This window comes from Pseudomonas sp. 3JA, from assembly GCF_036961705.1.
In the GTDB taxonomy this organism is placed as follows: domain Bacteria; phylum Pseudomonadota; class Gammaproteobacteria; order Pseudomonadales; family Pseudomonadaceae; genus Aquipseudomonas; species Aquipseudomonas fluorescens_Q.
Genome location: NZ_JBAMDJ010000026.1, coordinates 87,803 through 100,685 on the forward strand (window position 1 = coordinate 87,803; position 12,883 = coordinate 100,685).

A 12,883-nucleotide genomic window follows, 5' to 3' on the forward strand; every position below is an offset into this window, starting at 1 on the left:
CCGCCATCTGAAAGGTAAAAAACATCATGCTGCAACTCATCCTCGGCGGCGCCCGCTCCGGCAAAAGCCGCCTGGCGGAAAAACTCGCGGTCGAAACAGGCTTGCCAGTGACCTACATCGCCACCAGCCAACCCCTGGACGGCGAGATGAACGCACGGGTCGCCCAACACCGAGCCCGTCGCCCGGCCGAATGGACGCTGGTGGAAGAACCCTTGGCCCTCGCCCGGGTGCTGCAAGAAAACGCCGCCCCCGGCCACTGCCTGCTGGTGGATTGCCTGACCCTGTGGCTGACCAACCTGCTGATGCTCGACGACGCCGAGCAGTTGAACGCAGAACGCGAAGCGCTGCTGGACTGCCTCGCCGCGCTGCCCGGTGAAATCATTTTTGTCAGCAACGAGACCGGCATGGGTGTCGTGCCCCTGGGCGAGTTGACTCGCCGTTATGTCGATGAAGCCGGTTGGCTGCATCAAGCCTTGGCCGAACGGTGTCAGCGCGTCGTGCTGACCGTCGCCGGCCTGCCCCTGACTCTCAAAGGTACTGCGTTATGAATCACCGCTGGTGGCTGGACCCGTGCAAGCCCCTCGATACCCAGGCCCTGGAACAGGCCACGGCCCGTCAGCAACAACTGACCAAGCCGGCCGGCTCACTCGGGCGGCTGGAGTCGGTGGCGGTGCAACTGGCGGGGCTGCAAGGGCAGGTCAAGCCGAGCCTGGATCACGTCTGGATCGCGATTTTTGCCGGCGATCATGGTGTTGTGGCGGAGGGCGTCTCAGCCTTTCCCCAGGAAGTGACCGGGCAGATGCTGCTCAACTTCGTCAGCGGCGGCGCGGCCATCAGCGTCCTGGCGCGGCAACTGGGCGCTTCGCTGGAAGTGGTGGACCTGGGCACCGTGACGCCTGCGCTGGACCTGCCCGGCGTGCGGCATCTGCGCGTCGGCCCTGGCACGGCGAATTTCGTCCACGGCCCGGCGATGACCGTGGCCCAGGGTGAGCAAGCCCTGCAAGCCGGCCGCGACAGTGTGCAGCGTGCCGTTGGGGCCGGGACGCACTTGTTCATCGGCGGCGAGATGGGCATCGGCAACACCACGGCGGCCAGCGCCCTGGCCTGTGCCTTGCTCGATTGCCCGGTGGCGCATCTGGTCGGCCCGGGCACCGGCCTGGACACAGCAGGTGTCAGCCACAAGGCCCAAGTGATCGAACGGGCCCTGGCGCTGCACGCAGCCCAACGCAACGACCCGTTGCAGACCCTGTTCAACCTCGGCGGTTTTGAAATCGCCGCGTTGGCCGGCGCGTACCTGGCCTGTGCCCAGCAAGGCGTTGCCGTGCTGGTGGACGGGTTCATCTGCAGCGTCGCGGCCCTGGTGGCGGTGCGCCTCAACCCTGAATGCCGGCCATGGTTGCTGTTCGGCCATCGCGGCGCCGAACCGGGCCATCGTCACGTGCTGGAAACCCTCGGCGCCGAACCGCTGCTGGACCTCGGCCTGCGCCTGGGCGAGGGCAGTGGCGCGGCGCTGGCGGTGCCGCTGTTGCGCCTGGCCTGTGACTTGCACGGGCAGATGGCGACGTTTGCCGAAGCGGCCGTGGCGGATCGCCCGGCATGACCTTGCGCCTGGACCTGCTGCGCCACGGCGAAACCGAATTGGGCGGCGGACTGCGCGGCAGCCTCGACGACGCCTTGACCGCCAAGGGCTGGGAGCAGATGCACGCGGCAGTCATAGAAGGCGGGCCCTGGGATCGGCTGGTGAGTTCGCCGTTGCAGCGCTGCGCCCGTTTCGCCGAACAACTCGGCGCCCGACTCGGCGTGCCAGTGCACTTGGACAAGGACCTGCAAGAGCTGCATTTCGGCGCCTGGGAAGGCCGCAGCGCGGCGGCGTTGATGGAGACTGACGCCGAAGCACTGGGGCGGTTCTGGGCCGATCCCTACAGCTTCACGCCTCCCGATGGCGAGCCGGTGCTGGCGTTTTCCGCGCGGGTTTTGGCGGCGGTCGAACGCCTGCATAGCACCTATGCCGGCCAGCGGATTTTGCTGGTCAGCCATGGCGGCGTGATGCGCTTGCTGCTGGCCCAGGCCCGGGGTCTGCCTCGGGAGCAACTGCTCAATGTCGAAGTCGGCCATGGGGCGTTGTTTTCTCTTCAAGTGTCGTCCGACGCCGTGCTGTCAGAGGTTGGCTGAAGATGCTGCCATTCTGGATCGCCCTGCAATTTCTCAGCAGCCTGCCGGTTCGCCTGCCGGGCATGCCCGAGCCCGGGCAACTGGGCCGTTCGCTGTTGTTCTACCCGCTGGTGGGCCTGTTGTTCGGCGGCTTGCTGTGGCTGCTCAATGCGTGGCTGACAGGCGCGCCGCCGCTGCTGCACGCCGCGCTGTTGCTGACGGCGTGGGTGCTGCTCAGCGGCGGCCTGCACCTCGACGGCCTGGCCGACAGTGCCGACGCGTGGCTCGGTGGCTTCGGCGACCGCGAGCGCACGTTGCTGATCATGAAGGATCCGCGTAGTGGGCCGATTGCGGTGATCACCCTGGTGTTGGTGCTGTTGCTCAAATTCACCGCGCTGTTGGCGTTGATCGAGCAAGGGCAGGGCTTGGCATTGCTTATCGTCCCGGTGCTGGGGCGCGGAGCGTTGCTTGGGCTGTTCCTGACCACGCCTTATGTGCGGGCCGGTGGGTTGGGGCAGGCGCTGGCCGATCATCTGCCACGGCGTGCCGGTTGGCAGGTGTTGCTGGTGTGTGCGCTGGGCTGCGTGCTGGTGGCGGGGTGGGGAGGTGTCTTCGCGCTGTTGGTTGCGTCAGTGGTGTTCATGGGCTTGCGGCAGATGATGGTGCGCAGGCTGGGGGGATGTACCGGGGATACGGCGGGGGCGTTGTTGGAGTTGCTTGAAGTGGCGGTGTTGGTGGGGATGGTGTTGGTCTGATCTGCCATGGCGACCTGTCAACTCTGACAGTATCGCGCTTCGAAAAATCGGCGCTTAATTTTGCTCAAGGCTTCTAGGGCCGGGCGGAGCGACAGGGCTATTTTTCACTCATTGAGCCATGAGTCGAACTGCCGAACGCGTTTTTGAAGGGCCATGAAACCTCTTCATGGCTTAACCCAAACGGTTTTGGAGCGGCGAACATGGCAGATTCAAGCGCACGTCCAACGGCGGAACAGGTACGGATCGACTATCGCAAAAAGCTCTTCAAAGAAAGCGAGGGGTTGGCGCTGCAGGCGCCCACCGTCGTGGATGCCATCCCCGGCGACGCTGACGGATTGATACCCGAAAGCAAAATCCACGATCCATTGAAGATCGAAATTCCTGAATGGCCTGATCGTCCGGATCCAGGTAATCCCTTCCCCAATCAACTGTACGTGGATTGGAAACCCGCCAGCTCAGACGATTTCTTGCAATTTCATAACGAAGAGGTCCCTGACACCGACACGCTGCCCTCTGATCGATTTCCTCTGGAACGGACAATCCCGCTAAACATTTTTGAAACCTATGAAGGGACGTTTCAACTCAGGTACCGCGTGAAACATTGGAACACGCCCGTAGAAACGAATTCACCCGCGGCGCCTATCACCATCGATAGGACAGGCCCCATCAGGCCCGGTGTACCAGACCCTATTATCGTTTTAGAATCCCTGATCACGACGGCCATCCTGGACCGCGATGGTGGTGTCTGGTGCGAAATCCCTGATTTCATAGAAGACAAGAAAGAATTCGTCACCGTCGCTGTTGCCTGGATGGATAAAGCGCCGTCCCCGGACATAGATCCTAGCGAGTTGGCATATCTGGGAAGGCTTCCTCCAGACCGCAAGATATTGGTGCCTAAAGGGATAGTGACACCTCTGGGCTCGAACATTCATTACGTAGTGTACTTTTTGTTCGACAAGGCGGGTAACCGCAGTGATATGCCTTTTCCGGTCGAAGTCATGGTTGCCTTGGGGAATCTACCGGCCGGTTTGGGTATCCCCAGGGTCCCTCTGGCTGCCGATGATCTGATCGATCGTGTCGATGCCAACTTTCCAACCAAAGTTGAAATTGACCAATACATTAACTGGGACGCCTACGACCTCATTCGCGTTAGGTGGGGCACCACGAAACTTGCTGAGACACCCGTTGGCTCGCACCTTCCTTTCCCGCTGAAAATCACCGTGCCCTGGTTACACATAAAGGCTGAATATGATTTTGACGGGGCTAACGTGCAGGAAACGGAAGTGGACTATGAGGTGCTTCGAGGCAGGTACCCGACGGACTCTCCGGGCAAAATCGATGTCAAGGTGGATCTGGCAATCCCCGGCCCGGGAACCGAGGATCCTGGACCGATCAACCCAAATCTGGAGCTGATCAAGTTCCTGAGCTCATCTGACAGCGATACCGAGTTGACCGAGGACGATATCAATAATTCCGCGTCAGGTTTTATAGCGTTATACGATGATCCTGAAGTGGGCGACACGTTAACGCTTTACTGGAACGGTGTGGCCGTGACACCTGCTTATGTCGTCGATGGCAATGAAACCCCTAATGAGGAGGTTGAAATAATCATTACTTGGGACGTAATAAAACAGACCCCGGTGATGTCCCAGCTGCCGATGTACTACACCCTGACTCGCACAGGTTTCAATAATAAACCGCAGTCGCGCCGAACAATGATCGACGTCAATGTTGAAAAAATTGAACTTGAGGATCCCACCTTCCCGGATCAAGATCCAGGCTATCCTTTGAATTGTAATGCGCTGATTGAAAAAGCCGGGGTCTGGGGTATTCGAGTGCATATTCCAGCCTCTGAGTACTTGAAACAAAATGTGGAGGTCAAGGCCGATTGGCAAACCTACGATAAGGATGATCTGGAGCTACCTGGCACCCATTTTCCTGACGATCTGATCGTCAGTGAAGAGGAGGAGAGGGACGGCATCGATTGGTTTATTCCTTATGAAACCTATTTGAAGCCGACCTATGAAACCGGCGACCAATATGGCTGGGGCAAAGTTAAGTACTCGATCAATATACGCGGTGAGGACGTCAGCTCTGACTTAGTGAGGGTCATGATTGCCGTATTCGAAGATGGCGGACACTGTGTAATCCCCAGGCCCTGAACTGTTTCCTTGTGTGGTGTCAGGAGGGCGCATGTCCCTCCTGCTGCTGAGGTCAGGGTATTTTTTCCTGCTTTATTTCGGATAAATCCTACATACCCTGGGGAGCTGTCTCTCTATTATTCGCCGCCTTTACAAGTTCAAGCACAGATCGTCGGTCACGGCGAGCCTATTCTTTGAAAGTTAATTATTGCGGTGTCTGATGAAAGCTAAACACTCCTTTGCGTTGCACCCATTGTCGGTCTCCCTGAAGTGGGTGACCATCATGCCGTTTCTGTTGGCAAGCACCTCCTTGCTGGCGAGAACCATCGACAACGATACGCTGTTGATCGACGGCACCGTGGCTGCGGAAAACTACCTTCTCAGAAACAATGCCATCCTGACCGCCAATGGTGCGACGACCCATGAGATCCGGGCTGAGAGTGGATCGTCCCTGACGCTCAACGGCTCGGTCGTGACCTCCGGTGCGAGTAGCATCGCCATCGATTTGCTTGACAGCAACGCGACCATTCAAGGCAGCAACATCACCGGCACCGGCACTGGCCTGTCGTTAGGCAACGCAGCGGCCAATCCGCAAGGGTCCACGGCAACTGTCACGGGGAGCACTATTTCCGGTGGTAACGTGGGGGCGGTGGTCGGTGGGTTGAGTCAATTGGACCTGAACCAAACCGTGCTGACGGGCACCAACGCGAACAGTTTCGGCCTGCAACTGGCTAACGGGCGGGTATCGGCCACCGCCAGTACGATTCGAGGGGGGCTCAGTGGCATCGTGATGACCACGGATCAGACGGTATCGACACCTGGCCGTCTGGTGCTCGATGGCACGACTGTCCAAGGCCTGACCGGTGCAGCGATCGTCGTCAATGATTTTGGCCTGCCTGCCACCACAGCCGAGATTCATGTCGGCAACGGTTCCACCCTGATCGGTGGCAATGGAAAAATTCTCGAGGTCAAAGGCTCATCGACCGCCAACATGGCCGTCGACAACAGCCAGTTGGTGGGGGACGTCATTGCCGACGCCGGGGCCACGGCCAATGTCACCCTGCAAAACCAGGCAACCCTGACGGGCCGCCTGGAAAATGTTGCCAATCTGGCGATCAATAGCCAGGCCCAATGGAACATGGTGGATAACGGCACCGTGGCGAATCTGTCCATGGATGGCGGGTCGATCAAGTTTGGCAACCCGACCGAGTTCTATAAATTGTCAGTCGGCAACCTGTCGGGCAATGGCACGTTCATCATGGATGCGGACTTTGCCACCGGCCAAGTCGACACGCTCGAAGTCACCGGTACCGCCACCGGCAACCACAAGGTCCTGATGGGCAGCAGCGGCGCCGACCCGACCGGTGCGGGCAACATACCGGTTATCCACATCGCCGCCGGGGATGCCGAATTTTCGATGTTGAACGGTCCGGTGGACCTGGGCACCTATTCTTATGACCTGATCAAACAGGGCGATAATGACTGGTACCTGAATATTGCCTCGCGGGTCATCAGCCCTGGCACCCGGTCGGTACTGGCGCTGTTCAACACCGCGCCGACGGTCTGGTACGGCGAACTCAGCACGTTGCGCAGCCGCATGGGGGAAGTGCGCAGGGACGCCGACAAGGCCGGTGGCTGGATTCGTGCCTATGGCAACAAATTCGATGTCAGCGCCAGCTCCGGCGTGGGCTATCAGCAAACCCAGCAGGGGCTGTCGTTCGGTGCCGATGCGCCATTGCCGATGGGTGACGGGCAGTGGCTGGTTGGTTTGCTAGGTGGTTACAGCAAGTCTGACCTGGATTTGAGTCGTGGCACCAGCGGTACGGTCAATAGTTACTACCTGGGCGCCTACACCACTTGGCTGGATGACGAAAGCGGCTACTACTTCGACGGCGTGCTCAAGTTCAACCGCTTCCAGAATGAATCCAAGGTACAACTGAGCGACGGCAAGAAAACCAAGGGCAGTTATGACAACCATGGTGTCGGTGGTTCCCTGGAGTTCGGTCGGCACATCACCCTGGCCGACGATTATTTCGTCGAACCCTACACCCAACTCTCAGGCGTGATCATCCAGGGTAAGGACTATGACCTGGATAACGGCCTGTCCGCCGAAGGCGACCGCACTCACTCGTTGCTCGGTAAGGTCGGTGCAACTGCCGGACGCAACTTCGATCTGGGCGAAGGCAAGGTGGTGCAGCCGTATGTTCGTGTCGCATATGCCCATGAGTTCGCCAAGAATAACGAAGTGCAGGTCAACAATAACAAGTTCAACAACGACTTGTCGGGCTCCCGGGGTGAACTGGGTGCGGGTGTGTCCATGAAGCTAACCGACAAGGTTGCGATGCATGCGGATCTGGACTACAGCAACGGCGACAAGATCGAGCAGCCGTGGGGCGTCAATTTTGGTGTGCGTTACAACTGGTAAGCAGAGCGTTTGCGAGGGGGAGGGATCTGACGATCCTTCCCCCTCGGCGTTTAAGTTCTTTGATTCGTAACAGTATCGATTGGGTGAACACGGTCATTTAAATTCTAACGCCCGCCGGCCAGGCCATTCACGGTACTCACACCGGCTCGCTTACACGTGAGGGAACAGACATGTCGAGTTCCAGAGACGCAAAGCATGTGGATGAACCTAAGGCGGACCTCGCCCCGCCCGATATTATCGGGGTGCTCGATCCGGTGCCGGGCGGCGAAGAGAACCTTCTGCGCAAAGACGCCTGGCTGGTGCCGCTACGGATAGAGTTCGAGCTATGGAGCGATTCCGCGCCAGAGTCGGATAAGGCCGATACGCTCCAGTTGTTCTGGAAAGGCGAAAAGGTTGACGAAAAAATATTGCCGGGGCCTGTTCAAGCAGCGGACCTATGGTTGAATGTCCCACCCCTCAAGTTGGAAGAGGGCGTTCACGCCTTACATTACGAGGTCATTCCCTGGAATACTCCGACGCCGCGTGAATGCGTGCCGGTGAACGTCACCATCGATAAAACCCCTCCAATATTGGCTGCGGATAACAAGCTGGTTTTTCCTTCCGAAGTTCTTCCGCCCAACAAGCTCACTGCCCATTATCTTGAGTTGAACGGCGATGAGGTCAAGGCCGATCTACCCGGCTACACGACGCCCAGGCCCTGGGATCGGATTACCTGGTACTGGGGAAGCAGCCCTGGTGATTTGAATCGTGGTGGCATCATCGAGCTTGACGAAAATAACTACGCTGACCCAGTGGTACTTACGGTTCCGAGCCAGTTTATACAGGACCGGGGGAATGGCCTGCGCTATGTGTCCTATCGCGTGCAGGACCGGGCGGGTAACTGGAGCCAGTACTCTCTGGCGGTTGAACTGGATGTGGACGCCACTCCGATCCCGCGTGTTTTGCCTTGGCCTCGCGTCGAGAACGCCTCGGGAACTGGGGAGCAGCAGACGTTGGGACCCTTGAACTTTCTGTCCGGGGCGGTAGTGGAAATTCCCGATACAGCGGTCATTTACCCCGGGGAAAAGGTCTGGGTACAGTGGAGTGACCTCGGCAGCGTGGGGGAGTACCGGACAGACCGGGAGATCTCCGCAGGTTCACGTCGTTATCAGATTCCCATGAGTTCGATTGCCGCGTATATCGGCAAGACCCTGCCCTTGTCCTACAGTGTCATCGACCACAAGGACGATGAATTACCTTCTGTAAAGCGAAGGCTGAATATCCAGACAGTCGCCAGTTCTGAATTCCCGATCGTTCAATGCCAAGGGCTTTCCGGCGGTGATTTGAGCCTGCGCAATGTGCCGGAAACAGGTGCAGTGTTGACCCTTGCCAAGTGGGTACTGATGACGACGGACCAGTGGATCATGATCAATATGACAGGAACCGGCGCGTCGGGAGCGGTTGAGTTTTCCGCGGTCCGAAGACGCCAAGTGACTGAACAGGAAGTCAGTTATGGGGTTGGCCAGCGGGGTGATGTGACGGTATCAAGAACCTTTCTGAGTTCGCTGCGACGCCCAGGGCCTTTGACGGGGAAGGTTTATGTCAGTTTCGATGGCGGGGTTACCTGGCCACCGCTGGCAGTGCCCAATTTTCCAATATTGAATTTGCGGTTGGTTGACTGAGGCGGGGAGGTTCAGTGGGCTTTTTGACCTTTGCATAGTAGCTCATCGTGGATACCGGTTGGAGACGCAGAAATAGGCCGAGGGGAAAACTCCCGCAGCGTAAGCTGCGGGAGTTAGGGGGGAGGGGCGTTACTGTTTCAGCGGGAAGTCAATGTGGCTAGATGAGCGCCCGGTGCCAGTTGGTTGTAATGACTTACCATTATCAACCCTCCGGAAGCTGTCGCTATAAAACGCCCTCCCTGAGCAGGAGGCGCGGGGGACCTTTCATCCGGCACTCTCAATGCATTTGGGTCACCGATGTCCTTCTCCGCTCCCAGGCGGGTCGCCATTTCTTTATCTTTTTGTTTTTGTCTCGTGTTAGGTCTACCTGGTTTTGCTATTCCTCCAGATTTTCCTAGGCGTTTCCTGCGGGATACAAATACATATACCCGATTTCCTCGACCAGCAGGACCAGCAGGACCAGCAGGACCAGCAGGACCAACAGCACCAGGAGGACCAACAGGACCAGGAGGACCAATAGGACCGGCAGGACCAGGTAGCCCTTTCGTTAACGACGCGAGCATCGTAGCGCTAGCACCAACCCCTGCTCTAACGGCCGCTGCTGCCTTGGCTGTAGCCAGCGCGGCCCTTACCGCCATTATCCCGGACCCCGCAAGCAATCCGCCGGCTCCGCTTATCGAACCACCGATAGCGGTCAAGGAATCGTCGTACGTGAACGTGCCATAAGCTTGCAGCACAAGACCGCTTGTCTGGACAGCTATCCCGACCAGACCGACCACAAAGGAGGTGGTCAGGCCGATGGTAGCTGGCGCGCTCCAGGGCATCGCTATCACCGTGGCAGCCAGGAACAACGCCGCCACACCCAGGCCGATCCATTGGGCAACGCCTACGCTTTTCTTGGGCTCTTCGATAGGATCCCTAAAAGGTGGATCCTCGTCTCGATACGGTGTAACCGGCTGGGCACGGTGTCCGCTGGGGTCGCGCCAGGTGATCGGGTTACCCCTGCAATAGCCGTAGGGGTTCAGGCCACCGGTGCCGAAGGGGCTCAGCGAGTCTGGGCTATGGAAGCGCATCAGCCCCGGGTCATAAGCGCGGTAGCCTTGCCCCAGCAAATACCAGCCAATGACGGCCTCGCGTACTTCTCCGGCAAAGGCCAGCAATCCCTTCAGGCCATTGTCCTCGCGGCGCTCGCCATAGGCGCTATAGGTGGTTTCATGCAGCCCGTCCACGCGTTGCTCGCCGATCACGCTATTGGCGGCATCGGTCAGCAACAGCATGCTTTGATCGGTCGCTTGCGGTGCCTGCTGGCCTAATGGGCGATCACCGTCGTACAAAAACTGGATCAGCACGTCGTCTTGCAAGGTATAGCTCAGGTGGTAGCCCTGATAGAAACGCAGGGCCTCCGGTTCACTGCCGTGGCGCACCCCAACCAGTTGGTCATGGCCGTCGTAGCGGTAGTTGATCAGCGAGAGCGCATCATTGGCGCTGCGCACTTCCAGCAAGCGACCCAGCTTGTCGTAGCGCAGCCGCCGACCTTGTCCATCGTTGAGCTGATGACCCTCGGCGTCGTAGCCAAAGGTTTGCAGTTGCGGATACGCAGCGTGGCTGTGGCTGACTTCTCGCAGTTGGCAGGGGTCATCCGCGTCATAGGTGAAACGTGCGTCGTCGCTGCTGGTATCGGCAAAACGACTGATGCAACGTTCAATGTTGTCCAGGGCGTCGAAGCGGAACACCTGTTCGATAATGGCATTGCCATAGTGGTCGGTCGGCAACGCTTCGCCTGTGCAGGTGTGGTGGGTCAGGCGGTTACGTGAGTCGTATTTGAAATGTTCTTCCAGTAATGTCTGGCCGGCTTTTTCCAGGCGACGGCTGCGTAATTGATCGTCGTCTTGCCAGACCATGGACAAGACTCTGTCGGCTTCGCCGTCTACCCGCAGGGTTCGTTTGATTTCGCGGCCATGCTCGTCGTACTCCAGCTCGGTGACCAGGCGATGACCGTTGGCCAGGTTGGTGCTGGTACTGCGTTCAAGCAGGCCATCGAGGTTGTAGGTGAACTCGGCTTTCAGGCCATCCAGTTCACCCTGGGTGACCTGTATCAGCCTGCCCGCGCTGTCGTACTGGTACTGCGTTGGCACTGCGCCATCGTCTTCGCGGCGCAATGGCCTGCCTTGCAGTGAGGTGTGATGACGGGTGTTTTGATCGATGCCGTGGCTGTCGTGCCAACGCTCCGAGGCCAGGTGGCCTTCTGGCGTGTACTCATAGTCGCGTTGACCCTGATCGTTGATGGCCTGGGTGATGGCGGCGCTCAGCGGGTCATATTCATAGGTGGATTCGGGGCCTTCGGCCATCGTGATGGCCAAGGGCTGCTGGGTCAGCGGCAGATTGTAGCGGTAGGTCAGTGTCTGATTGCCGGGAGTGATCCGTTGGTGAGGCTGTATATGCCCGCCCTCGTAACGATAGAACTCACTGCGTAGACCCACCTTGCGTTCGGTCAGCCGCTCGAGATCGTCAAATTGCTGGGTACCCGGCACTACGACCGGTTGCGCAGCGTTACCGGGCGTCACCTGCAAAAGCGTAGGTAATTCACTGATGCTGTAGTCGGCAAAGGTGCGCTCGATGCAGTCTTCGTTCGGCAGCACAGTTCGTAGCATGCGGCCCCAGGCATCGTAGGCGTATCGAGTGGTGCGCTGTAGATCTTGCGGTGTATCGCTCTGTGGGTCTCTCAGGGTTTCGACCTCGCGCACGCAATTGCCGTAGCCGTCGTAGGCATAGTCCTGGCAGCCCACCGTATTGTCTTGGGCGTCCAGGCGTCGCACCTTGTCGGGCTGTTCAAAGAGGTTGTAATGGGTCTCGCTTCTTTGGGTCCGCACATTGGGCCGTTCGACATGTTCCTGCCAGGTGCAGATGATCAGGCGGTTGCCTTCGAACCGCTGCTCGCTGAGTTGGGTCACGCCGTCGGGCCCGGTGGCTCGGCACACCGCGCCCCAATCGTCATAGGAAAAATGACTGGTCAAGGGCAAAGGCGCGTCGGCCAGCCAGTCGCAGACGGTCTCGCTGACTTTGCGCCCCAGGGCATCATGCTGGGTGGTGTAGGTCTGGCGCCAGACGAGTTTGCCGCTTTCACTGTCCCGTCGCTGCTGCTGCTCTGCGATGACCCGGTTGGCGCCATCGAACAGCAGCCGGGTCTTGACCCCTTTGGCATCAGTCTGCTCTTGTCCGGCTTGCTGCCCGTCTGCAGACGTCAGGTTATAGACGTAGTGCTGGGAGGCTACGACCGGTGTATCCACAGCCGTGCGTTCTTCCAGCAGTCGGCCCAGTACGTCGTACCGGTAGGCGGTTTTAACGCCGTCGATATTCTCCTGCTGCACGGTTTCGCCGTTGAAGCGGGAGACTTGTGAAGTGGTGACCTGCTGGCTGCCGTTGTACCCGGTCAGGGTCTCTACTGTCTGGTGCAGTGTCTTGGCCCCCAGCTCTCCATCGACCTGACTATAGCGCCAGCTAACGGAGGCGGTTTTGCCCCTGCCGTCCTTGTCATACAGGGTTTCTTCCTGGCTATCCGGGCGACCGTGCAGGAAAGGTTTGTCCGGCATGTTCAGATAGCGGCGCCGGGTGTTCTGCAACGTGATCTCGGTGGTGTCCAGCACTTGTGACAGGTCTTCGTTGCATACAGCCAGGAAGCCCTCATCCAGGGTTTCCTCCAGCGGCGGCAATTCCACATAGCGATACCGGGTGCGCAGGACCGGCGCCTGG

8 protein-coding genes are annotated in these 12,883 nt (G+C 59.0%); 7 read left to right on the forward strand and 1 reads right to left on the reverse strand.

Going from position 1 to position 12,883, the window contains the following annotated elements; all coding sequences use genetic code 11:
• Nucleotides 1–26 precede the first annotated feature (26 nt).
• The 7 genes from cobU (at nucleotide 27) to V7773_RS20180 (ending at nucleotide 9,133) form a co-directional block, all read left to right on the forward strand.
• Nucleotides 27–548 (forward strand): bifunctional adenosylcobinamide kinase/adenosylcobinamide-phosphate guanylyltransferase, encoded by a 522-nt coding sequence (cobU, locus tag V7773_RS20150; protein ID WP_336074702.1) that lies wholly within the window; start codon nucleotides 27–29, stop codon nucleotides 546–548.
• Nucleotides 545–1,600 carry a nicotinate-nucleotide--dimethylbenzimidazole phosphoribosyltransferase gene (cobT, locus tag V7773_RS20155; RefSeq protein WP_336074703.1) on the forward strand — a complete coding sequence of 352 codons (1,056 nt, stop codon included), beginning with the start codon at nucleotides 545–547 and terminating at the stop codon, nucleotides 1,598–1,600. The genes cobU and cobT overlap by 4 nt, the downstream gene beginning before the upstream one ends.
• Nucleotides 1,597–2,172 (forward strand): alpha-ribazole phosphatase family protein, encoded by a 576-nt coding sequence (gene cobC, locus V7773_RS20160; protein ID WP_336074704.1) that lies wholly within the window; start codon nucleotides 1,597–1,599, stop codon nucleotides 2,170–2,172. The genes cobT and cobC overlap by 4 nt, the downstream gene beginning before the upstream one ends.
• A 2-nt stretch (nucleotides 2,173–2,174) precedes the next feature.
• A complete protein-coding gene (locus V7773_RS20165; RefSeq protein ID WP_336074705.1) occupies nucleotides 2,175–2,906 on the forward strand; it encodes an adenosylcobinamide-GDP ribazoletransferase in 732 nt (243 codons plus the stop codon).
• Nucleotides 2,907–3,106: 200 nt separating this feature from the next.
• Nucleotides 3,107–5,068, forward strand: coding sequence for a hypothetical protein (locus V7773_RS20170; RefSeq protein ID WP_336074706.1), 1,962 nt, complete (start codon nucleotides 3,107–3,109; stop codon nucleotides 5,066–5,068).
• A gap of 199 nt (nucleotides 5,069–5,267) precedes the next feature.
• Nucleotides 5,268–7,472 (forward strand): autotransporter outer membrane beta-barrel domain-containing protein, encoded by a 2,205-nt coding sequence (locus V7773_RS20175; protein ID WP_336074708.1) that lies wholly within the window; start codon nucleotides 5,268–5,270, stop codon nucleotides 7,470–7,472.
• Between the two features lie 170 nt (nucleotides 7,473–7,642).
• On the forward strand, nucleotides 7,643–9,133 hold the full coding sequence (locus V7773_RS20180; protein ID WP_336074709.1) for a hypothetical protein: 1,491 nt from the start codon (nucleotides 7,643–7,645) through the stop codon (nucleotides 9,131–9,133).
• A 137-nt stretch (nucleotides 9,134–9,270) separates the two neighbouring features.
• Here the strand turns inward: V7773_RS20180 and V7773_RS20185 are convergent.
• Nucleotides 9,271–12,883 (reverse strand): RHS repeat-associated core domain-containing protein (locus tag V7773_RS20185; RefSeq protein WP_336074711.1); only part of this gene is annotated, 3,613 nt, incomplete at its 5' end.

Coding starts and splice junctions, on each gene's coding strand:
- cobU (WP_336074702.1), top strand. CDS start 27: ATGCTGCAACTCATCCTCGGCGGCGCCCGCTCCGGCAAAAGCCGCCTG.
- cobT (WP_336074703.1), top strand. CDS start 545: ATGAATCACCGCTGGTGGCTGGACCCGTGCAAGCCCCTCGATACCCAG.
- cobC (WP_336074704.1), top strand. CDS start 1,597: ATGACCTTGCGCCTGGACCTGCTGCGCCACGGCGAAACCGAATTGGGC.
- V7773_RS20165 (WP_336074705.1), top strand. CDS start 2,175: ATGCTGCCATTCTGGATCGCCCTGCAATTTCTCAGCAGCCTGCCGGTT.
- V7773_RS20170 (WP_336074706.1), top strand. CDS start 3,107: ATGGCAGATTCAAGCGCACGTCCAACGGCGGAACAGGTACGGATCGAC.
- V7773_RS20175 (WP_336074708.1), top strand. CDS start 5,268: ATGAAAGCTAAACACTCCTTTGCGTTGCACCCATTGTCGGTCTCCCTG.
- V7773_RS20180 (WP_336074709.1), top strand. CDS start 7,643: ATGTCGAGTTCCAGAGACGCAAAGCATGTGGATGAACCTAAGGCGGAC.